At 39.9% G+C, this 21,700-nt stretch carries 20 protein-coding genes; 11 read left to right on the plus strand and 9 right to left on the minus strand.

What is annotated here, in order from left to right:
* Positions 1-58: 58 nt before the first annotated feature.
* From ACN6NB_RS04520 to ACN6NB_RS04535, 4 genes are all read left to right on the plus strand, one after another.
* On the plus strand, positions 59-1,804 hold the full coding sequence (locus tag ACN6NB_RS04520) for a phospho-sugar mutase (RefSeq protein WP_064498239.1): 1,746 nt from the start codon (positions 59-61) through the stop codon (positions 1,802-1,804).
* A 156-nt stretch (positions 1,805-1,960) separates the two neighbouring features.
* Positions 1,961-3,106 carry a GAF domain-containing sensor histidine kinase gene (locus ACN6NB_RS04525; protein ID WP_059375324.1) on the plus strand — a complete coding sequence of 382 codons (1,146 nt, stop codon included), beginning with the start codon at positions 1,961-1,963 and terminating at the stop codon, positions 3,104-3,106.
* Positions 3,103-3,753, plus strand: coding sequence for a response regulator (locus ACN6NB_RS04530; RefSeq protein ID WP_059375321.1), 651 nt, complete (start codon positions 3,103-3,105; stop codon positions 3,751-3,753). The genes ACN6NB_RS04525 and ACN6NB_RS04530 overlap by 4 nt, the downstream gene beginning before the upstream one ends.
* Before the next feature lie 250 nt (positions 3,754-4,003).
* Entirely contained in the window at positions 4,004-4,888 is an 885-nt protein-coding gene (locus ACN6NB_RS04535; protein WP_144516506.1) for a GNAT family N-acetyltransferase, read from the plus strand.
* Positions 4,889-4,938: 50 nt separating this feature from the next.
* On the opposite strand, the gene ACN6NB_RS04540 is transcribed toward ACN6NB_RS04535, so the two are convergent.
* Positions 4,939-5,187 carry a YhdB family protein gene (locus ACN6NB_RS04540; RefSeq protein WP_024426598.1) on the minus strand — a complete coding sequence of 83 codons (249 nt, stop codon included), beginning with the start codon at positions 5,185-5,187 and terminating at the stop codon, positions 4,939-4,941.
* 248 nt (positions 5,188-5,435) lie between these two features.
* On the opposite strand from ACN6NB_RS04540, the gene ACN6NB_RS04545 reads away from it, so the two are divergent.
* Positions 5,436-5,699: a YqzG/YhdC family protein gene (locus ACN6NB_RS04545; protein WP_260982299.1), complete on the plus strand. Its 264-nt coding sequence runs from the start codon at positions 5,436-5,438 to the stop codon at positions 5,697-5,699.
* Positions 5,700-5,843: 144 nt separating this feature from the next.
* Here ACN6NB_RS04545 and ACN6NB_RS04550 read toward each other — a convergent pair whose 3' ends face one another.
* Both ACN6NB_RS04550 and ACN6NB_RS04555 read right to left on the minus strand, forming a co-directional pair.
* Positions 5,844-7,319 (minus strand): catalase, encoded by a 1,476-nt coding sequence (locus ACN6NB_RS04550; RefSeq protein ID WP_039177466.1) that lies wholly within the window; start codon positions 7,317-7,319, stop codon positions 5,844-5,846.
* Positions 7,320-7,479: 160 nt separating this feature from the next.
* The gene (locus ACN6NB_RS04555; protein WP_039177468.1) at positions 7,480-7,911 is read right to left on the minus strand and encodes an Rrf2 family transcriptional regulator; all 432 of its coding nucleotides are present in this window, start codon (positions 7,909-7,911) and stop codon (positions 7,480-7,482) included.
* A gap of 183 nt (positions 7,912-8,094) precedes the next feature.
* Here ACN6NB_RS04555 and ACN6NB_RS04560 point away from each other — a divergent pair, with 183 nt between their 5' ends.
* Both ACN6NB_RS04560 and ACN6NB_RS04565 read left to right on the plus strand, forming a co-directional pair.
* Positions 8,095-9,294, plus strand: a complete 1,200-nt coding sequence (locus ACN6NB_RS04560; RefSeq protein WP_144516502.1) for a globin domain-containing protein — start codon at positions 8,095-8,097, stop codon at positions 9,292-9,294.
* A gap of 67 nt (positions 9,295-9,361) precedes the next feature.
* Complete coding sequence (locus ACN6NB_RS04565; protein WP_371412178.1) at positions 9,362-10,786, plus strand: SpoVR family protein; 1,425 nt, start codon at positions 9,362-9,364, stop codon at positions 10,784-10,786.
* A 47-nt stretch (positions 10,787-10,833) separates the two neighbouring features.
* Here the strand turns inward: ACN6NB_RS04565 and ACN6NB_RS04570 are convergent, their stop codons facing one another.
* The gene (locus ACN6NB_RS04570) at positions 10,834-12,198 is read right to left on the minus strand and encodes an alkaline phosphatase (RefSeq protein ID WP_058838777.1); all 1,365 of its coding nucleotides are present in this window, start codon (positions 12,196-12,198) and stop codon (positions 10,834-10,836) included.
* Positions 12,199-12,551: 353 nt separating this feature from the next.
* On the opposite strand from ACN6NB_RS04570, the gene ACN6NB_RS04575 reads away from it, so the two are divergent.
* Positions 12,552-13,382: a C40 family peptidase gene (locus tag ACN6NB_RS04575; RefSeq protein WP_025093318.1), complete on the plus strand. Its 831-nt coding sequence runs from the start codon at positions 12,552-12,554 to the stop codon at positions 13,380-13,382.
* Between the two features lie 451 nt (positions 13,383-13,833).
* Positions 13,834-15,234, plus strand: a complete 1,401-nt coding sequence (locus ACN6NB_RS04580; RefSeq protein ID WP_024425289.1) for an amino acid permease — start codon at positions 13,834-13,836, stop codon at positions 15,232-15,234.
* A gap of 63 nt (positions 15,235-15,297) precedes the next feature.
* Here ACN6NB_RS04580 and ACN6NB_RS04585 read toward each other — a convergent pair whose 3' ends face one another.
* From ACN6NB_RS04585 to ACN6NB_RS04595, 3 genes are read right to left on the minus strand one after another with little or no spacing between them, the layout of a single operon-like run.
* Entirely contained in the window at positions 15,298-15,588 is a 291-nt protein-coding gene (locus ACN6NB_RS04585) for a hypothetical protein (protein ID WP_024425288.1), read from the minus strand.
* Positions 15,576-16,634, minus strand: coding sequence for an anti-sigma factor (locus tag ACN6NB_RS04590; protein WP_041089604.1), 1,059 nt, complete (start codon positions 16,632-16,634; stop codon positions 15,576-15,578). Before ACN6NB_RS04590 ends, ACN6NB_RS04585 begins: the two co-directional genes overlap by 13 nt.
* Positions 16,627-17,118 carry a sigma-70 family RNA polymerase sigma factor gene (locus ACN6NB_RS04595; protein ID WP_024425287.1) on the minus strand — a complete coding sequence of 164 codons (492 nt, stop codon included), beginning with the start codon at positions 17,116-17,118 and terminating at the stop codon, positions 16,627-16,629. Before ACN6NB_RS04595 ends, ACN6NB_RS04590 begins: the two co-directional genes overlap by 8 nt.
* A 370-nt stretch (positions 17,119-17,488) precedes the next feature.
* Between ACN6NB_RS04595 and ACN6NB_RS04600 the strand changes: the two genes are divergently transcribed.
* A complete protein-coding gene (locus ACN6NB_RS04600; protein ID WP_039177489.1) occupies positions 17,489-18,091 on the plus strand; it encodes a lysophospholipid acyltransferase family protein in 603 nt (200 codons plus the stop codon).
* Positions 18,092-18,130: 39 nt separating this feature from the next.
* Here the strand turns inward: ACN6NB_RS04600 and ACN6NB_RS04605 are convergent, their stop codons facing one another.
* Together ACN6NB_RS04605 and ACN6NB_RS04610 are read right to left on the minus strand one after the other, a co-directional pair.
* Positions 18,131-19,462: a hemolysin family protein gene (locus tag ACN6NB_RS04605; protein ID WP_039177491.1), complete on the minus strand. Its 1,332-nt coding sequence runs from the start codon at positions 19,460-19,462 to the stop codon at positions 18,131-18,133.
* 58 nt (positions 19,463-19,520) lie between these two features.
* Complete coding sequence (locus ACN6NB_RS04610) at positions 19,521-19,961, minus strand: MerR family transcriptional regulator (RefSeq protein ID WP_075622707.1); 441 nt, start codon at positions 19,959-19,961, stop codon at positions 19,521-19,523.
* A gap of 337 nt (positions 19,962-20,298) precedes the next feature.
* Between ACN6NB_RS04610 and ACN6NB_RS04615 the strand changes: the two genes are divergently transcribed.
* Positions 20,299-21,681: a hemolysin family protein gene (locus ACN6NB_RS04615; protein WP_039177497.1), complete on the plus strand. Its 1,383-nt coding sequence runs from the start codon at positions 20,299-20,301 to the stop codon at positions 21,679-21,681.
* Positions 21,682-21,700 lie beyond the last annotated feature (19 nt).

Raw genomic sequence — 21,700 nt, forward strand, 5'->3', positions numbered from 1 at the left:
CCATATAAAATAACAGTAGATGTTATTTTATTGATGATAAGAGCCGGGGAGGACGACCATGAGTTGGAAGACGAGTTATGAGCGATGGATCAATGAGAAGCACCTGGATACTGAACTAAGGGAATGGCTGGAGATGCATCAAGATGATCATCAAGCACTTGAAGACTGTTTCTACAAAAACCTTGAGTTCGGCACTGGAGGAATGCGCGGTGAGATTGGTGCAGGCACGAACCGAATGAATGTGTATACTGTTCGTAAAGCTTCAGCAGGTCTTGCTGCGTATATTGCGAAACATGGAGAGGATGCAAAAAAAAGAGGCGTCGCCATTGCATATGATTCACGTCATAAATCGCCTGAATTTGCGATGGAAGCAGCCAAAACACTTGCTTCACAAGGCATTCAAACGTACGTATTCGATGAATTGCGTCCGACACCAGAGCTCTCCTTTGCGGTTCGTGAGCTGCATGCATTTGCTGGAATCGTTGTGACAGCAAGTCATAATCCACCAGAATATAATGGCTATAAAGTGTATGGTGAAGATGGCGGGCAGCTGCCTCCATTTGAAGCAGATCAAGTCATTCAAGAAGTAGATGCAATTGAAAATGAACTGTCGATTTCAGTTGATTCTGAAGAAACGTTGAAACAGCAAGGGCTAATCAAAATGATCGGAAAAGAAATCGACCAGGCTTATATTGAAAAATTAAAAACCATAAGTGTGCACCCTGAGCTGGCACATGAGGTCGATGTCAAAGTCGTGTTTACTCCGCTTCATGGGACAGCCAATCACCCTGTCAGAAACGGGCTTCAGGCTCTAGGTTATCAGCATGTAACGGTTGTGCCTGAACAGGAAAAACCAGATCCACAGTTCTCAACAGTAACCTCGCCGAACCCAGAGGAGCATGCAGCATTTGAGTATGCCATCAAGCTTGGCGAAAAACAAAATGCCGATATCCTCATTGCCACAGACCCAGATGCTGACAGGTTAGGCATTGCAGTCAGAGATCACGAAGGAGAATTTACCGTCTTAACAGGCAACCAAACAGGCGCCCTGCTGCTCCATTATTTATTGTCTGAAAAACAAAAGCTGGGTCAGCTGCCGCCTCGTCCTGTTGTGATGAAAACCATTGTCACAAGTGAGCTTGGGCGTGCTGTAGCATCAGCTTTTGGTGCCGACACGATAGACACACTTACAGGCTTTAAATTTATTGGAGAAAAAATTAAGCAGTTTGAAAAGAGCGGAGAATACACGTTTCAATTCGGTTATGAAGAGAGCTATGGCTATTTGATCGGTGACTTTGCCCGGGATAAAGATGCGGTGCAAGCGGCACTATTAGCCGTTGAAGTCGCTGCCTTCTATAAAAAACAGGGCAAGTCCTTGTACGACGCGCTTGTCGATATTTTCAAGCAGTTTGGATTTTACCGTGAAGGATTAAAGTCATTAACCTTAAAAGGAAAAGAGGGAGCAGAGCAGATTTCAGCGATCCTTCATACCTTTAGAACAAATCCGCCAGCTGCCATCGCAGGGCAGCGCATCACAGTGATCGAGGATTACCAATCAAGTCAAAGACATCTTGTGGCTGAAAAGAAAGAGGAAACCATTCATCTGCCAGCATCAAACGTGCTGAAATATTTCCTTGAGGATGGTTCGTGGTTCTGCTTAAGACCTTCCGGCACTGAGCCTAAAGTGAAATTTTATATTGCAGTCAAAGGCACATCTTTAACAGATAGTGAAGAAAAGCTAAAGCATCTGTCAGAAGAAGTGATGAAAGTCGTTTATGATATTGTGGAAGAAACAGCGAAATAACGAAAGACAAGGCCATCATGTATGAATGCATGATGGCTTTTTTCTCAGTCAAAAGGATGAGAAGAAATCATTCTTTTGGAGAAAGAGCCGCGTGGGGACTCATGGTATAATGAGCGTAATGATAAGTGAAGGCTGCAAATGCCGGGGGTAAACAGTATGGGAGAATACCAAGAGAAGGTTGAAACATTAAAAACGTTAAAAGAAATTGCTGAAAAGCTAAATGAAGGCATGGAAATGAAAGAAACGCTCCATGAAGTGCTCCATATGCTGATGGATGTCACAGGCTTTCATTCAGCATGGATTTATTTTATAGAAAAAGACGGGTCATATGAACTGATGGCAGAGGTTTCTTTACCTGAAGCACTCGCAAAGCATCAAAAACAGCTCATGTGTCAAAATGATTGTTATTGCATCAATCGATACACAAAAGGCTCACTGCAATCAGCCACCAATATTATGAACTGCAAACGGATTGAAACGGCGATTGAACAAAAGCTTGGAGATACAGAAGGGATTACACATCATGCAACGGTGCCTCTACAAGCATGTAAGCGTACGTTCGGCTTATTAAATGTGGCGGCAAAGGGAAAAGTCACATTTACACAAGAAGAGCTGAATTTGCTTGAAAGCATTGCGCTTCAAATTGGTACAGCGATTCAGCGGATGAAGCTTGTGCAAAATGAACAGCAGCACGCCCTTTTACAAGAAAGAAACCGGCTGGCACAGGATTTACATGATTCTGTCAACCAAATGCTATTCTCTGTGAGTCTGACTGCTAAGGCTGCACGGCAAATGACAAGCGATCAGAATCTAGGGGAAATGATTGATTTTATTCAGCATTTGTCACAAGACGCTCTGATTGAAATGCGGTCACTCATTTGGCAGTTGAGACCAAGAGGCCTTGAAAAAGGGTTTACGACAGCAATTGAAGAGTATGCTCAGCTTTTAGGATTACGCTGCAATTTATCTTTATCAGGCTGTATAGAAATGGATCATTCTCACAATGAAACTTTGTTTCGGGTATGTCAAGAAGCGCTGAATAACTGTCAAAAACATGCGGAAGTAGAAGAAGTCGAGGTCAAACTTGAGCAATCAAAAGACACGTTTGAGATGAAAATCATTGACCTCGGAAAAGGTTTTCAATATGACGAGCAGATGAGCCTTCCTTCACTTGGGCTGAAAGGGATGTCTGACCGCATCCGAAGAGCAGGTGGTACATTTTGTATCCATTCAGAGTTAGGGAAAGGAACAACGATTCATGTAAAAGTGCCATTTTCACAAGAAAGGAAGGGATCGTCATGAGAGTTGTCATTGCAGATGATCATCATATTGTGAGAAAAGGCCTGGTGTTTTTCTTACAGACACAGCCTGATGTGGACATCGTTGGTGAGGCGTCCAATGGGCAAGAGGCATTAGAGGTTGTCAGAGATACTCAGCCTGACATTGTCTTAATGGATTTGTCTATGCCTGTCATGAATGGCATTGAGGCAACGAAACAAATGATGCTGGAAATGCCGGACACCCGCATTGTGATCCTGACAAGCTATGCGGATAAAGATTATGTGATTCCCGCTATTCAAGCAGGGGCGAAAGCCTATCAATTAAAGGATGTAGCACCAGAAAAGCTGCTTTCGACCATGATTGAAGTACAAAATGGCACCTATCAGTTAGATGGTCATATCACGACCTTTCTTGTGCAGCATCTGACAGAGCCAAAAGAGCAGAAATGGGCATTGATGAAAGAGCTGACCAATAGAGAGCGAGATGTTTTATTTGAGATTGCAAAGGGCAAAAGCAACAAAGAAATTGCCTCATCTCTGTTTATTTCTGAAAAGACTGTCAAAACGCACGTATCTCATGTATTATCAAAGCTAGAGCTGGCAGATCGAACCCAGGCGGCTCTGTATGCAGTGGATTATCAAAAAAATCAGCCAAAAGAGCTGCTATGACAGAAAGGATCTTAGTCGTTATGCTAAAACTTTTAAGCGCACATTCAATTCAATGAATTGAATAAAAAAGAGCACAGATGTTGGTTATTTGATGTGCGCTTTTGTGTAAAAAGAGAGGCATGTATAGTCTAATTTCTAATAGAAAAACGTAAAAGACTTGACGAGTGGATGCTCATCAAGTCTTTTTTTATTTTATAGGAGGTGATGAACTGGTCAATCACAGGTGAATTTAAAATGGGAGGGAATCAAAGTGGGAAAATATGAATTAGTAAGTGATTATCGCCATGATGTCAAATTAAAAGAGAGCTTTAATAAGCTTGCGATCGATACATTTGATTTGGATTTTAGTGACTGGTACGAAAGAGGCTATTGGGATGAAAAATATATACCTTATTCCTTTGTACATAACGGGAAGGTAATCTCTAACGCTTCTGTCTATCTTATGTCAGTGATCATTGATGGGCAAACGTATCGAGCAGTTCAAATCGGCACTGTTATGACAGATCAAGCCTATCAGCGCAAAGGATTAGCGGCAAAATTAATGCAGCATATCATGGATCAATACAAAAATGAGTGTGATGTCATCTTTCTTTTTGCTAATGAAACTGTGTTAGATTTTTATCCGAGATTTGGTTTTACCCGTCATCACGAAAGTGAATTTAGCTTAAATATCAATAAAAGCGCTATTCAAATAAAAAAAGGTGTAGATGTTAAAAAGCTGACATTGGAGCAAGACCTCTCATTACTTGAACGTATCGCAGAAAAGCGGCAAACTCACTCAATGAAGCTGGATGCTCAGCATCACAGCAGCTTATTGATGTTTTATTTTACATTAGTATGGCCGGATGACATTTTTTATATTGAAGCATTAGATACCGTTGTGCTGATGAATGAAGAAAATGAAACGATGCATGTGTTTGATATCATCTCGCTTCAAACACTAAATGTACAAGAAGTTGTAGAAAGCATTGTGAAGGAAACAACGGAAAAAGTGATCTTTTATTTCACGCCTGATACGACAATTGAAGGTTTACACGCGGTTACAAAGCCAAACGACGAGGATGCATTGTTTATTTACACAAAGGAACACTGGGCAAAAGGCCACTTTATGTTTCCCATCACAGCGCACTGCTAATTGTATGTAAAAGGGAGGGCTAAAATAAACTTCATTTTAGCCCTTTTTCTTTATGTGTACATCGGTTGTGAATAAACTTCAGAAGCAGCAGCCTCTGAAGCGTGGTCAATGTACTGCAGGAGCCCATATAAACATTTTTCAACATCTGCATCGTTCCGGTTAAATTGATACGCATGTAAGAAATGCTCAATACGTTTCGAGAGCAAATCATCTTGCGTACGTACCATAAGAATAAGTAAATTATCCCATTGCGAGCGATGCGTATAATAAAGTGCTTTATCATAATCCGCCACATTCATTAAACCTTCTCCTTTCCCTTGAGAAGTCCTCATTAGTTTGCTCGGATCATATCGACTTTTTCAGGGGAAAAGTTGGTGTCCGCATGAATTGCGTACCGGGAATTATAGGCTGAATAATTGCTTCATGTATGAAAAAGGACCAGCCTGCTAAACCTAAACAAAACATATATGAAAGTGAGATCAATGATATCATGCAGCCGAAATGGTGGATGCTTATTGCAGCAGGAATCGTTTTGCTTGGCAGTTTGATGATTCATCCTGCATTAAAAGCAGCGGTGCAGCCGTTTGAAAATTGGGAAAGACTCGCGTACACAGCGTTGCAAGATGAATATAAAGGTGCCGCTTTAAACGATTATCATTACATTGGCCGGACAGAAGTAAATGATGAGCAGACAAAAGATGTGTTTCGCGTAACTGTTAAGGAAGGCACAACTCGTTTTGCCGCACATGCAGAAATTTACTTTCATCCGGTGACCGGTCATTTGATTAGTATTAACGTGTTTCGACTATAAAGAAGCACCTTTTTTTGTAAAAGGTGCTCGAGGCGTTCTGACAAAACCTCAATAACTGCCCTTACTAGCACACTCAAAAAAAGACAAAGGGCCAAAATTAAGATCATTTTAGCCCTTTGTCCAACAATTTATTTCGAGATGGATTTACTTCATGCTTCCTTGAAGATAAGCGCGAATATCCACACCAAGTGAATCCGCTAATCGCTGACCGTAATCTTCATCGGCACGATAGAAGTTGCAGATTGCAAGTAATTTTGTTTTGTCATTTACATCTTTCAAATCAGCCGTTAGGTTTTTAATCAATGCTTGTTTCTCTTCCTCAGAGTAGCTTCTATATCTTTCCCCAGCTTGTTTGAAATCGTTCGGTTTTTCAATTTTTTGTCTCACCATACGGTCACCGTGAAGAACTGGCTCACTTTCTTTGTAGTGAGGGTTTTCTTTTGGCTGATCGTCATAACGGTTTGGTTCATAGTTAATATGACCGCTTGGACGAGTCGTTGTCATAAAGCCATCCTGCTGGTTATTGTGTACAGGTGCATAAGGGCAGTTAACCGGAATGCGCATGTAGTTCGCACCAAGACGGTGACGCTGCGTATCAGGATATGAGAACAGACGGCCTTGAAGCAGTTTATCTTCAGATGCCTCAATTCCTGGAACAAATGCACTTGGCGTGAAAGCAGACTGTTCTGTTTCAGCAAAGAAGTTTTCAGGATTGCGGTTGAGTGTCATGCGTCCAACTTTTTGAAGCGGGTAATCTTCCTCGCTCCACGTTTTTGTTGGGTCACATGGATCATAATCAAGTTCATCATAATCGCTAAGCGGCATAAGCTGAACATATAAGTCCCATGCTGGGAAGTTGCCTTTTTCAATGCGGTCATATAAATCTCTTGTCGCATGCTGGAAGTCGTTCGCTTGAATTTCTGCTGCTTCTTCCATAGATAAGTTGTGAATACCTTCAGAAGGTCTCCAGTGATATTTCACATATTTTGCTTCACCGTATTTGTTCACCCATCTAAATGTATGCACACCAGAACCGCGCATTTCAGCGTAGCTTGCAGGGATTCCTTCGTCAGAGAAGAGCCATGTGAGCATATGAGTGGATTCAGGTGTTAAGGTCATAAAATCCCAATAACGGTCAGGATCTTGAATATTGGTTACAGGATCTGGCTTGAGAGAGTGAACCATATCAGGGAATTTCAATGCATCACGAATAAAGAAGATCGGCAAGTTGTTACCAACGAGATCATAGTTGCCTTCTTCTGTATAAAATTTGACAGCAAAGCCGCGCGGGTCACGTAAGGTTTCAGGTGAACCTTTTGGATGAATAACGGTGGAGAAGCGAACGAAAACGTCTGTTTGTTTTCCTTCTTCACTTAAGAAGGCTGCTTTTGTATGTTTCTCCATGCTGTTTTCTACTTCAAACACCCCGTAAGCGCCGGCGCCTCTAGCATGAACGACACGTTCTGGAATACGTTCACGATCAAAGTGTGCGAGTTTTTCAATCAAATGGTAATCATCAAGAAAGGTAGGTCCGCGGTGACCAGCTGTTCTTGAGTTTTGGTTATCGCCAACAGGAACGCCTTGGTTCGTTGTCAAATTTTTATGATTTGAATTTGTCATTCTTTTCTCCTCCTGTAAACAAAAAAGTGTTTTCTAGCAATCTATATACCCTAATTATATTGAATCAAACATGATAGTCAATATTTATTTATAATAATTTTAAATAAATTATTATTACAAGAAGGTAAAGAAAAAGACGAAAGAATAAAATTCTTTCGCCTTAAAGCAGGAGCTCCCTGAGAGCATCTTTGTTTTGTGTTAAATCTTTTAGTGTGTATCGGTCAAGAACGCTTAAATAAGCAGTGAGTGCTTCATGAAGTACATGCTTTAATGAACAAATCGGGGAGATGATGCAGCCGTTTTTCTTTGGATCAAAGCATTCAACCATGACTAAATCATCCTCTGTATAACGGACAACCTCTCCAATGTTAATGCTTTCTGGGCTTTTTCCAAGCCTGATCCCGCCATTTCTTCCGCGAATCGTGTCTACATACCCGCGTTTTCCAAGATGATAAATCACCTTCGTCAGATGATTTTTAGAAATGCCATAAACATCGGCAATCTGCTGAATATTTGACAGTTCATTGTTTTCTCTTGATGCTAAATAAATGAGTACCCTTAATGAGAAATCTGTGTAATTCGTAAGTTTCATTTTGACGACCTCTAAACCTAATAGAGTTTTGTATCATCGTAACACATTTTAGACAAAAACTGTTCGAGAAAGTGTGAAATGTGACAACATTTAAAACATGTATTATAAATATTGCTTTTAGAGACTGTCATCCATTACGATAAAGATGTATTTAAAATACTTCTTTTGAAAGAAGGAATGACGATGTTATCTACAGATCAAATGAATGCAATAAAGCAATCAGCTCCTCTACTAAAAGCCGAGGGAACCAAACTTGTCACTGTTTTTTATCAAAATATGATTCGCCAGCACCCGGAGCTGCTCAATCAATTTAATAAAACAAATCTTATGAACGGAAGTCAGCCAGAGGCACTTGCTGCGACATTATATCAGGCTGCACTGCACATTGATCGATTAGAGGAATTACTTCCTGCGGTCAAACAAATTGCCCATAAGCATGTCAGTGTCATGGTCAAAAAAGAGCAGTACCCAATTGTCGGATATCACCTGATTGAAGCGATGAAAGATGTGTTTGGTTTAAGAGAAGAAGATGACACTTTATTAGCGTGGAAAGCTGCATATGACATCATTGCGAATATTTTCATTACAATTGAATTAGAAATGATGGATGAAAATGTGAAGCAGACAGGCGGATGGGCAGATGTGAAGCCGTTTGTGATAAAGAAAAAGAAGCAAGAATCTCCATCGTTTATCTCCTTTTATTTAGTACCAGAAGATGAATCAGAGCTGCCAATGTATAAAGCAGGCCAATACATTACGGTTCAGACAGATATGCCAGGAGAAGCCTATATGTGCAGCAGACAATACAGCTTATCAGACGAGCATCATCCATCTTATTACCGTATTACAGTGAAGCGTGATGGTCATGTGTCTACATTTTTGCATGATGAAATGGAAGAAGGGGACGTTCTTCAAGTGAGTATGCCGCAGGGAATGTTCTGCTTGCAACATGACATAAAAGAGCCTGTTTATTTCATCAGTGCTGGGTCTGGTGTCACACCAATGATTGGTTTAGTGAAAACTGCAGCACAAAATAGCCGGACATTTACGATGATTCATGCTGATCGACTAGAGGATGTCACCGCTTTTGAAAATGAGTTTGAACGCGTTTTAGCTTCAGCTGTCCATGGGCGCATCATTCTATGTAATGAACAATTTGCGCAGTCTGGAAAGGGTGAGCTTGTTGAGAAAGCGGCTTCCCGCATTAATCATCCATTTCTTCAATCGGTGATCGGAGAAGGGAAAGGCCAATTTTATCTATGCGGTTCCCCGGTGTTTACACAGGAGATCATTCATGTTCTAAAAGAGCTGGGAATTCCAGCAGACCATATTCATTTCGAAGCATTCGGCGGGCAATCCACGAAAGAAATGGAAGTCGTCTAAACGGTTGGCGGAACATCATGTTTTTTTACATACGCTCATATAGTAGGGATAAGTCCGATGAGGAGGGATGGTTTCCTTGAGCGTATCTGAAAAACGTCTTTTACAAAGAGCGATTGATGAAATTACAGAAATTGCAGAAGGATTTGGTCTAGATTTTTATCCGATGAGATATGAAATCTGTCCCGCGGAAATTATTTATACGTTCGGTGCATACGGAATGCCAACACGATTCAGCCACTGGAGCTTTGGGAAGCAATTTCATAAAATGAAGCTTCATTATGATTTAGGGTTAAGTAAAATTTATGAGCTGGTGATCAATTCAAATCCTTGCTACGCCTTTCTACTTGATAACAATACGCTTGTTCAAAATAAATTAATTGTGGCTCATGTACTGGCACACTGTGATTTCTTCAAAAATAATTGCCGTTTCCAAAACACAAAACGAGATATGGTCGAAAGCATGTCAGCAGCGGCAGAGCGGATCAAAGAATATGAGCATATTCACGGGACAAAAGAAGTCGAATCCTTTTTAGACGCGGTATTGGCTATCCAAGAGCATATTGATCCGTCTCTTGTTCGATCAAAATTAAGCTGGAGTATGGACGATGAAGAAGAAGATGAAGATGATAAACCAAAACGTCAAACGCCTTATGATGATTTGTGGGGAATGGATGAGCCGAAGACGCGTGAGAAAAAGAAAACCGTCAAGCAATTTCCGCCGAAGCCGGAAAAGGATCTTTTACTCTTTATTGAAGCGCATTCCCGGGAACTGGAGCCATGGCAGCGGGATGTTCTTACTATGCTGAGAGAAGAAATGCTCTATTTTTGGCCGCAGCTGGAAACAAAGATTATGAATGAAGGCTGGGCATCGTATTGGCACCAACGGATAATGCGGGAGCTTGATTTGGATTCAAGTGAATCGATAGAGTTCGCAAAATTAAATGCAGGTGTGGTGCAGCCATCTAAAACAGGCATCAATCCTTACTATTTAGGGCTGAAGATTTTTGAAGATATCGAAGAGCGCTATGACAATCCATGTGAAGAATTAAAAAAAGCTGGGGTCACAGAAGGATCTGGCCGCAGCAAAATGTTTGAAGTCAGGGAAATTGAATCGGATATTTCCTTTATTCGAAACTACTTAACGAAAGACCTTGTGATGAGAGAAGACTTGTACTTGTTTCAAAAGCAGGGGAGAGATTATAAAGTCATTGATAAAGAATGGAAGGCGGTACGTGATCAGTTAGTTAGCATGAGAGTCAATGGCGGCTTTCCGTATTTGACCGTGATTGATGGCGACTATTTAAAAAATAATGAACTTTATATCAAGCATTGGTATGAAGGCATTGAACTTGATCTGAAATACTTAGAAAAAGTCCTGCCGTATTTATATCAGCTATGGGGAAGAAGTGTGCATATCGAGTCCGTTCTTGAAGGAAAAGAAGTCATGTTTTCTTATGATGGAAAAGGGGTTCATAGGAAATATCTCGCATAAAAAAGACGAAAAAAGATGTCTCTTAGCAGACATCTTTTTTGCTCGTTTTATTGGTTTTTCAGCAGTTTGAAAATGTGCTTTGCTTGATCGGTGTTTTCCATCAGACCTTTTAGCTGCTCACTTGTTGGACCATATGCATAGAATGGAACTTCATCACCGGTATGACCTGATGTGGTCCAGCCTGTATGTGATCTCGTGTTGATCACTTCTTCAATCGCATCATCAATTTTAACAGCATCCTTTGTTTCAGCTGCCTTTTGAATGGCGGCTGTTTCCTCTTTTGTGAAATCAAGATTGATATATTGTTTCAGCGCTGACTCAACAGGCATGCCGCTGACAATTTTGTTTGCGATAAAGTCAGGCGTCTTTTTCGCTGCTTTGACAGGCTTGTAATCCCAGCTGCCCGAACCGTCTGCTCCAAAGGAAAGTCCGCCAGTTGAATGATCTGCTGTCGTGATGACTAACGTGTTTTTATCCTTTTTCGCAAAACGAATCGCTTCTTCAAATGCTTTCTCAAAATCCTTCATTTCGCTCATCGCACTGACAATATCATGATCGTGTCCAGCCCAGTCAATTTGACTGCCTTCAACCATAAGGAAAAATCCTTTTTTGTTTTTAGACAGCTGTTTGATGGCTGAGGATGTCATATCTTGCAGGGAAGGAGTCGTTTTATCACGATCGATGGCTTTATCTAGACCTCCATCAGCAAAAATGCCTAACACTTTTTCATTTTTGTTTTTTTGTAAGGCGGCTTTATTGGTGACATAATCATAACCGGCTTGTTTGAATTCTTTCGTCAGATCACGATCCTTTCGCACAAAATCGACAAGTCCACCGCCAAGCATGACGTCGACTGTATGCTGTTTACCGATTTTCTCATCGAAGAAATCATCAGCGATGGCTGCTGTGTTTTTCCTAGACACATCGTGAGTGGCATACGCAGCAGGCGTGGCATTCGTTAATTCAGATGTCACGACAAGACCCGTTGACTTTCCTTTGCGTTTGGCTTCTTCTAAAACGGTTTTTAATTTTTTGCCGTTTTTATTTACACCAATGGCATTGTTGTATGTTTTTTTACCAGTGGCCATGGCTGTACCAGCCGCTGCTGAATCAGTAATGTTACTTTTAGAGTCGTCAGGGTATGTTTTATGCATGCCAGTGAGGTAAGGGTCAAACGCTGTTTGCTTTGAAAGGTCACCGTTGTGTTTAAATGAGCGGTAAGTTGAAAGATAAGGTGTTCCCATGCCATCTCCAATCAGCACGATCACATTTTGCACATCATTTTTCGGCTTCTTTTTAGCCTCAGCTTTGTCAGCTTGTCCAAATTCAATCCCTGAAAAAATGCCAATCGATAGCACAGATGCTGCTGCCACTGCAGCGATTTTCGTTTTTGAGTTTTTCAACACACTCATTCATTTTGCCTCCTCATTGTTTATGTATCGCTCTTACGTTTACAATGCTAGAGCAGAAGTGTGGATTCCTTTTTACAGCATCGTAAAGTTCACTTTAAAATTGTAAAGGTCCACTTTACATAGAATGAACCAAAAAGAGAAATGAATGTATCATTTATCCATGACAAGGTGTGATTATTTTGTCATGATTGTGTAATGAAAATGAAATAAAAAGAACCCTAAAAAAAAATAAATTTTGCCGAATTAATAAGCATAATGTCGTAGGAAGTCAAGACTATTTCTTCTGGTATTTGATCCTTATAATAGGGAGTAGATAAAAAATCGGATCAGATAGATACATACAGGAGGAACAAATGAAAAAACAATTGATCACAGCTGCAAGTGCAGTTCTACTTGGGACGACATTATTTGCCGGAGCTGCCTCAGCACAATCAGTAAAAGTTCAAAAAGGTGACTCTCTTTCTGTTCTAGCGAAAAGATACAAAACAAGCGTGAGCAAAATTAAATCAGACAATAAGCTGAAATCTAACGTAATTTATGTTGGACAAACCTTAAAAGTGAATGGCACTTCTTCGAAAAAAGCAGTGAAAACATCAAAAACAACAACAAAAGTAAAAACGGCTTCAGCAACTGCCACTCATAAAGTTGTCAAAGGCGATACATTATCGAAGATTGGCAAAAAATATGGGATGACTGTGAAAGAGCTGAAATCGTTAAATAAACTTAAAACAGACCTCATCAAAATCGGACAAAAGCTAAAGGTGAAAAAGACGTCTAAAGTAAAGACGAAACCTGTAAAAGAAAAAACAGTCTCTACTTCTTCCTTAAACACGTCTAAACTCATAGCAGATGCTAAAGCGCAGAACGGTACACCATATAGATGGGGTGGAACGACACCGAAGGGCTTTGATTGCAGCGGATTTATGTGGTATATCATTAACAAACAAAAAAAGATTTCAAGACAAACCACTGAAGGCTTCTGGGGATCGATGAAAAGTGTATCCAAACCAAAAGTTGGAGATTTTGTCTTCTTTACAACGTATAAATCGGGTCCATCTCACATGGGTGTCTACCTTGGGAACAACAAGTTTATTCATGCTGCTTCTGACGGAGTAACGATCAGTGATATGACATCAAGCTATTGGAAGCCTATTTATCTTGGAGCGAAAACATTTGTAAACTAATTCATTTTAAGAGACTGCTATGAAGCAGTCTCTTTTTTCATATATTATTTGTGCCGCGGAACTGGTCTTTTCTCATAGATCACTATCAGTCTAAAGGCTTTAAAATAACATAATTGTGGACCCGCTTTTTAAAAAAAGGTCTATTTTTTGTTGCATAATAAGTATACTAAAAAAATATAATCTTCTATGTTGTATAATAAATAGAGAAAGACAAGCTATCAATTGAATAAGGAATGGAGAAAATCTAACCTACTTATTGACAAACATTTCGTTGATATATAAGAATTTTCACTCTATTTTTAAAAAAAGTGTTTTCATTTTTTAATTTTCATATATAATAATTTTACGCCACCAATTTATTGTGCTAAATTTAATCTAAATATTCAGAAAATATTGTGAATTACATGAATGTGGCGTCTTTAGACTGATACTAAGTTTTGGGAGTGATGGTATGAGCAATTCGTTGTTTAGAAAAAAGAGCATTTCAGAGCTCATTGCGGCAACACAAGGGGAAAAAGCATTAAAAAAGGAATTGGGTTCATTTGATTTAACCATGCTTGGCATTGGAGCCATAATCGGGACAGGGATATTTGTTCTGACAGGTACAGGAGCCGTCACTGCAGGGCCAGGACTTGTTCTATCATTTGTCATCGCAGGTCTTGCTTGTTTGTTTGCAGCACTGTCATATGCGGAATTTGCTTCCACAGTGCCTGTATCAGGGTCTGTGTATACATTTACGTACGCATCAATGGGGGAATTTCTAGCGTTTATCATTGGCTGGGATTTAATATTAGAATATATGCTGGCCGCTAGTGCCGTTTCAGCGGGCTGGTCGGGCTATTTTGTGTCATTTTTAAATGGGATAGGGATTCATATACCAGTTGAATTAACAGCAGCACCAGGTGGTTTAAAGGGGCAAGTGACATATTTTAATCTTCCTGCATTTATTATTTTAATGGTCATCACTTTCCTGCTGTACTTTGGTATTAAAGAATCAAAACGAGTAAATAACATCATGGTTATTATGAAAATTGCTGTGATTCTGCTCTTTATTTTAGTCGCTGTGAAATATGTAAAACCTGAAAACTGGACACCATTCGTTCCATTTGGGACATCAGGGGTCTTAAGTGCAGCAGCCCTAGTATTCTTTGCATTTATCGGGTTTGATGCAGTAGCTTCTGCGGCAGAGGAGACAAAAAATCCATCACGCAACCTGCCTAGAGGGATTATAACTTCCTTATTGATTTGTACGCTGCTTTATGTTGTTGTTAGTGCGATTATGACGGGCATCGTTCCTTTCATGAATTTTGAGGGAGTATCACATCCAGTGTCTCTCGTTTTACAAGTAGCCGGACAAAACTGGGTGGCGGGTATTGTGGATGTCGGTGCGATCCTAGGGATGACAACCGTGATGCTTGTCATGCTGTACGGCCAGACACGCGTGATGTTTGCTATGTCTCGTGATGGTTTGGTGCCGAAGGTTCTATCAAAGGTTCATCCAAAGCATAAAACACCTTACATCAATACACTGTTCTTCGGTACATTGTCAGCATTAATGGGTGGATTTATTCCACTTGATGAGCTGGCAAGCCTAGTGAACATCGGGACACTTTCAGCATTCATTTTGATTTCAGTGGCGGTCATTGTGATGAGAAAAACGCAGCCGGACTTACCGAGAGCATTCAGATGCCCAGCAGTTCCGCTTATTCCGATCTTGGCTATTCTATCTTGCGGATTGCTCATTTATAAGCTTGGTGCAATCACCTTTGTTCGTTTCTTAATCTGGCTTGCCATTGGGCTGGTTGTGTATTTCTTATATTCAAGAAAGCACTCAGAATTGAATAAAAAATAAATTAAAAAAGCCCGTGTTACTTGGTGCAGTCAAGTAACACGGGCTTTTGCTTTTGATTGCTGATTAAAAACCTAACTGAAGATCGACATCGATTGATACGATGGCATAGACACAAACAATGACAAAGATATTCAGTACGACACCGAGGAAACCTGGACCCGTACGGCCTTTTTTAATGAACAGTTCAATAATGCCAAATGGAACTGCGGCCATTGCAAAAGGAAGCATTTGAAAAGAATAAAATGTCACGTTGCTGATAATGGCGAGGTTTAGCATGAGCAGGGATAATATCGCTGTGCCGACAGAAATCCAGCCAAATACATTATGCTCTTTAAAGATTCTTACCAATTCCATAATTCCACCTCGCTCACTTTTGCCGTTTTAATACGTTTTGTCTTCACAAATTTCTCGATTTCTTTAGAAGGTCCAGTGACCACAGAGCCATAAACCGTGACGCCATTTTGATCGATATAGCGTATACGATTAGACAGATCAAGATCAGGTCTGCCAGAGATCGTGGTTGCCCAGGTCGGGTGCTGATTGACATAAGCAAGGGCATCTTTGAATTGATCTACCTCAGTTTTGGATGTGTGCTGAAGCTCTTTTAAAAATTCAGAGTCTTTCCCAGGAAAGCCGATTGGCCGCTGATTTCCACTTAATGAATCCTCTGTTTTAATCGCATTCCACAGCACTTTCATATCGTATTTTTTAGCAAAGGAATAAACATCCTTTGGTGTGTAAGCTTTGTCATAGGATACATACACTTCACTTACTGTTCCTTCAGGAAGCTTGTCTAACGTAGTGAGTGTTTGTTTTTTTGAGGCATCTGCCTGCGCCGAAGGATGAGTAAAGAAACCTTCTGTTTCGCGTGCACTGTCACCATAATAAGAGATAGTAGGCTGCTTTAATTTATCGAAAAACATCTCGATTTGTTCACTGCCAATGGCTTCTGTTTTATTGCCAATTTGTTTTTGCAGCTTCAATTCGGTGTTCATCCCAAAAAGTTTGACCTGACCTTTTAAATCCTTCATATCTATGGCCACGTTTGGCTTTGTCAAAGCAACGGTGACAGCGGCTGTTTCCATGAAGTGATTGCCTTTGCTCTCGGCTCCGCCAACGCCGTAGTATAGATAACTTCCTAATGTACAAAGCGGTAAAATAATGAGTGTCGATATGACAGCAAGTACGGAAATACGTAAATATGACTTTCTTTTTCCGTATTGTAAAATGGCTTTTTGCTTCTCAGGACTGATGGAAAAATCTGTCCAATCCGAGTCGTTCAGTTCCTGGCTTAAGCGTTTTTCGTTTTCTTCAAGTTCTTCCTCAAACGCTATCATTTCTTCCTCATTCATCTCACCATTATTATATTTTTCCCATCGCTTGTTAAACTCTTCATTCATCATTAACACCTCTGTTGTAAAGTGCTTTTAGGCGCTGCCTTGCACGAAATAAAACACTTTTAAAATTTGCTTCAGTAATATTCATGACCTTGGATGCTTCCTTGTAATTTAGTTCTTTTAAATAATACAATGTCAACGCTTCCTTGTAGTTATCTGGAAGCTGCTCCAAATACATGGTGAGTACTTCCTTTATTTCAACCTGTTCAGCAGGGCTTTGTACAGACGTTTGTAAAAGACCGCCAATAAGGTCATCCGATATGGTCACTTCTTTTTTATGTTTCCTGACATAATCAATAAAAGCATTTCGTGCCACCTGAAATAACCAAGGTTTCACTTTGCTATGGTCGTAGGAATGAATATGTATATAAGCACGCATAAAGGTTTCCTGCAATAAGTCCTCTGCCAAATGTTTGTCTTTTGTCATGGAGAGCAGAAACCTGTAAACATCGTTCATATACATTTGATAAATTTCATCGATCGTCACTGATTTTTCTCCCCTCTATGTTATACACGCATAAGAAAGGCATAAAGTTGCACGAAACTTCTCATTACCGTACATTACTCATTTCTTTCGCCGAATCAAAATCATTTCTCCTTATCATAGCGAAATTTGCATCATTTATAAAGTATTTTCAATAGAACAAATCAGGAAAAAACATCGAAAAACGACAAAATTGGACACAATTCCTATTCTATTCTCCCCTAAAACCATGTGCTTGAATACAGTCAGAACGTTCATTTTAAACGAAAAAGACAGGGAGGATTGGGCTGCTCATAAATTTTTAGTACCAGGTAATAAAAAATTTGTTATAATAGAGACAAATCCTTCATTTTTCAAACAAAGGAAGTGCACTATGTATAAATTTTCAGGCTATACCGTCAAATTAATATTTGGTCTCCGAGGTGGAATCAAAGTATATCAAAAAGAGAATCTGCCAACTGATCGGGGGTTTGTCATTGCTTGTACACATGAGGGTTTTGTGGATGTTCTTGCATTAGGCGCAGGAATTCTTCCGTTTGAGATCCATTACATGGCGAAAAAAGAATTGTTTGCGAATAAATGGATCGGTGGATTTTTAAAAAAGATTCATGCCTTTCCAGTTGATCGAGAGAACCCTGGGCCAAGCAGTATTAAAACGCCCATTAAATTATTAAAAGAGGGAAAGATCGTTGGGATTTTTCCAAGCGGAACACGTACAACAGAGGATGTTCCTTTAAAAAGAGGGGCAGTGACCATTGCGCAGCTCGGTAAAGCGCCAATTGTTCCAGCTGCATATAAAGGACCTTCAAATGCGAAAAGTCTTTTCAAAAAAGGGAAAATGCGCTTAATCATCGGTGAACCGATTGAACTGTCTGAATTTGACCATCTCCCGCCAAAAGAAAGATTAGGTGCCATGACGGAAGTATTAAACACGAGAATCAAAGAGCTAGAAGCTCAATTAATTGAAAAGTCATAAGAAAAACGACCGCTTGCTTAGGCAAGGGTCGTTTTTTTATTAAGAAGCGCCTTCTTCAGCTGCTTCTAATAATTGTTCATTTAACTTTTTTACTTCGATGTATGCCACATGGTGTCCATCGACTTCATTAATGATAAATTCATAGCCTTGTTCACGAATGGCGTCATTTTTCTCTACTTCATATTTCTGAGTAAGGAACCAGCCGCCGATTGTGTCGACCTCTTCATTATCAAGCTGTATACCTAATAGCAGGTTGACTTGATCAACAAGGACCTTGCCATCAAAGATGTAATGGTCTTCTCCAAGTTTACGCACTTCGTTGATTTCATCAATGTCGAACTCATCACGAATTTCACCGACGATTTCTTCAAGAATGTCTTCAACAGTGACAAGACCTGCTGTACCGCCATATTCATCAGATAAAATGGCCATGTGTACACGTTCACGCTGCATTTTGAGCAATAAATCATGAACAGGAACCGTTTCAATCACATGAATAATCGGATTCACAAACTTTTCGATCGTATCACTTGTAGAACACTCACCGCTAATGCAGGCAGTGAGAACCTCTTTAATATTTAGAACACCGATAATGTTGTCTTTGTCGCCATCTTCAATTGGATAACGTGTATATTTTTCTACCTTTGTTACCTTCAACATTTCCTCAATGGTAATATCATGAGGGAAGCTGACAACTTCAGTACGAGGAATCATAATTTCTTTCGCCAGACGGTCATCAAATTCGAAAATTTTATTTACATATTTGAATTCAGACTGGTTAATCTCGCCGCTCTTATAGCTCTCTGATAAAATAATCCGCAATTCTTCTTCAGAGTGCGCCATGTCATGCTCAGATACTTGCTGAAGACCAAACGCTTTTGTTAACAAACGAGCAGAACCATTTAATACCCAAATGAACGGGAACATCACTTTGTAAAAGATCATCAGTGGTCTAGCAAATAGAAGGGATACTTGCTCCGCCTTTTGAATGGCAAGCGTTTTTGGTGCAAGCTCTCCAACGACAACGTGTAAAAACGTCATGATACTAAACGCAATAATAAAAGTGACAATAGAACTAGCTGATTGAGGAATGGACAGCTCTACAAATAGTGGAGCAAGCATATGTGCAATTGTTTCTTCCCCTAACCAACCAATACCAAGGGCGGTAATGGTAATACCAAGCTGACAGGCTGATAGGTACTCATCAAGGTGAGTCGTTACATGCTTGACAGCAACTGCTGTTTTATTACCTTCTGCGATTAACTGATCAATTCTTGAGCTTCTTAAGCGAATGATCGCAAACTCTGATGCAACGAAAAACGCGGTTAAAGCTATAAGTAAAGCAACTATGAGTAAATTAACTATGTCCAATTAAGGCCTTCGTTCTGACTTTGAGAACGAAGGTAACACCTCCTGTTTAGTAAAAATTTTAACTTAACAGCAGTAAAAATGATTGGACAGCCGTCATTTTTTCAGGAGTAAGCTGTTCTTTTAGTTTTTCACGTTGTTCTGGCTGAAGCTGCTTACAACGTGCCAAAATGCGGTCCATATGCTCATTCATCCGATCGATATCAGAGGTTAAATGGACAAGTTCATCTTGATCTTCCTTTTGAGAAGGAAATTGTTCATCTAATCTGGATTTGATGTCAGAAAGAGCCAATCTCTGCTGTTTGCAAAGAACGATTAATTGTAATCGTTTTAAAGCATATTCATCGTAATAACGATAATTTGAGCAAGATCTAACAGGCGCAAGCAAACCTAGATTTGTATAATAATCTACAGTTCGTTTCGTTACCTGTGCAATCTGTGCTAGTTCACCAATACGATACTTTTTCTCAGCCCCATCTGAACATCTCCTCCTAACCGTCACGTTATAGTTTATGAAAATAGTTTAATATAATTCTAGTCTGAAACACAAGTTAATTGTTCATATTTCCTGCCAATAAGAAGAAACAGAGGAGGATTTCCCTCAATTTAGTCAGTCATGTCAAAAACAGCATGATGATACAGGAATTTTCAGATTATTTATGGTAAGATAAAATGAATACCGTTTCATATATATGTAGAGAGGCGGAATTTCACGTGAACCGGAGGTGGTTAAGTGGGGCCCTCAAAGTCGTCTTATTTAATCAGTTAACCGTTTTGCAAAACATAACATCATCAATCAGGAGGTGACTCCTTGTTCTTCAAAGAAAGAGCAAGGTTAAATGGACGATATTGTTAATCTGAGTATAGTCGGTGTTTTGATTGCTTTAACAGCTTTCTTTGTTGCATCTGAATTTGCCATAGTAAAGGTGAGAAGTTCAAGAATTAATCAGCTTGTTGCCGAAGGGTCCAAAAAGGCCATCATGGCGAAAAAGGTGACATCAAGGCTAGATGAATATTTGTCAGCCTGTCAGCTCGGTATTACAGTGACATCCCTTGGTTTAGGGTGGATTGGTAAGCCGGCTGTGAAAGAACTTTTGGTTCGAGGTTTTGGTTTGACAAACATTCCTGATTCAGCAATCAGCCTGATCTCAGCAACACTTGCGTTCTCTATTATTACCTTTTTGCATGTAGTTGTAGGTGAGCTTGCACCAAAAACGCTTGCCATTCAAAAGGCGGAAAAAATGACGCTATGGCTGTCAGGCCCGCTGCATGCATTTTATATCCTTATGTTCCCTTTCATTTATGTGTTAAACGGGTCAGCCCGTTTGTTAACTAAAATGATGGGCATCGATATGGGGTCTGAAAAAGAACATTCCCATTCTGAAGAGGAACTGAAGATTTTATTATCTGAGAGCTTAAAAAATGGGGAAATCAACCCATCAGAATATAATTATATGAACAAGATTTTCGATTTCGATAATCGAATTGCCAGAGAGATCATGATACCGCGCAGAGAAATTTGTGCGATTCCAGAAGATATGCCGTTAGATGATATCCTCGCCATTATGACGCAGGAAAAGTATACACGTTTCCCTGTGTTTTCAGGAGATAAAGACCATGTTATCGGCATGCTGAACAAAAAGCAGCTCTTTGCAGATCTTGTGTATCAAGGAGAAAAAGATCAACTGAAAATTCAAGATTATATATATCCAGTGATTGAGGTCATCGACACGATTCCTATTCAAGAGCTTCTCGTCAAGATGCAGCGTGATCGAATGCATATGGCGATCTTAACTGACGAATATGGCGGAACGTCTGGGCTTGTCACAACGGAAGATATTTTAGAAGAGATTGTCGGAGATATTCGAGATGAATTCGATGAAGATGAGCAGCCAGTTATTCAAAAAAGAGCCGATCATCATTATGTTTTAGATGGCAAAGTGAGATTGGATGAAGTTCAAGATTTGATCGAGATTTCATATCATGATGAGGAAATTGATACAATCGGCGGGCTCATCTTAAAAGAGAATATTGATATTAGAGAAGGACAATCCATCTATCTTGATGATATTCGAATGAAAGTGCTGGAAATGGATGGACGTTACGTTAAAAAGATTGATTTAAAAAAAGGTGTCACATCGGCAGAAAAAGGCAGTGCACGCACTGGGCTTGATATAAAGGAGCCGCTGCTAGTAAACGAAATGACCTTGAGCGAAAAATAAGCTCAAGGTTTTTTTAGGT

It is taken from the genome of Bacillus sp. 11B20 (assembly GCF_056098985.1).

Coding starts and splice junctions, on each gene's coding strand:
- ACN6NB_RS04520 (WP_064498239.1), top strand. CDS start 59: ATGAGTTGGAAGACGAGTTATGAGCGATGGATCAATGAGAAGCACCTG.
- ACN6NB_RS04525 (WP_059375324.1), top strand. CDS start 1,961: ATGGGAGAATACCAAGAGAAGGTTGAAACATTAAAAACGTTAAAAGAA.
- ACN6NB_RS04530 (WP_059375321.1), top strand. CDS start 3,103: ATGAGAGTTGTCATTGCAGATGATCATCATATTGTGAGAAAAGGCCTG.
- ACN6NB_RS04540 (WP_024426598.1), bottom strand. CDS start 5,187: ATGAATGTGGCGGATTATGATAAAGCACTTTATTATACGCATCGCTCG.
- ACN6NB_RS04545 (WP_260982299.1), top strand. CDS start 5,436: ATGATTCATCCTGCATTAAAAGCAGCGGTGCAGCCGTTTGAAAATTGG.
- ACN6NB_RS04550 (WP_039177466.1), bottom strand. CDS start 7,319: ATGACAAATTCAAATCATAAAAATTTGACAACGAACCAAGGCGTTCCT.
- ACN6NB_RS04555 (WP_039177468.1), bottom strand. CDS start 7,911: ATGAAACTTACGAATTACACAGATTTCTCATTAAGGGTACTCATTTAT.
- ACN6NB_RS04560 (WP_144516502.1), top strand. CDS start 8,095: ATGTTATCTACAGATCAAATGAATGCAATAAAGCAATCAGCTCCTCTA.
- ACN6NB_RS04565 (WP_371412178.1), top strand. CDS start 9,362: ATGGTTTCCTTGAGCGTATCTGAAAAACGTCTTTTACAAAGAGCGATT.
- ACN6NB_RS04570 (WP_058838777.1), bottom strand. CDS start 12,198: ATGAGTGTGTTGAAAAACTCAAAAACGAAAATCGCTGCAGTGGCAGCA.
- ACN6NB_RS04575 (WP_025093318.1), top strand. CDS start 12,552: ATGAAAAAACAATTGATCACAGCTGCAAGTGCAGTTCTACTTGGGACG.
- ACN6NB_RS04580 (WP_024425289.1), top strand. CDS start 13,834: ATGAGCAATTCGTTGTTTAGAAAAAAGAGCATTTCAGAGCTCATTGCG.
- ACN6NB_RS04585 (WP_024425288.1), bottom strand. CDS start 15,588: ATGGAATTGGTAAGAATCTTTAAAGAGCATAATGTATTTGGCTGGATT.
- ACN6NB_RS04590 (WP_041089604.1), bottom strand. CDS start 16,634: ATGAATGAAGAGTTTAACAAGCGATGGGAAAAATATAATAATGGTGAG.
- ACN6NB_RS04600 (WP_039177489.1), top strand. CDS start 17,489: ATGTATAAATTTTCAGGCTATACCGTCAAATTAATATTTGGTCTCCGA.
- ACN6NB_RS04615 (WP_039177497.1), top strand. CDS start 20,299: ATGGACGATATTGTTAATCTGAGTATAGTCGGTGTTTTGATTGCTTTA.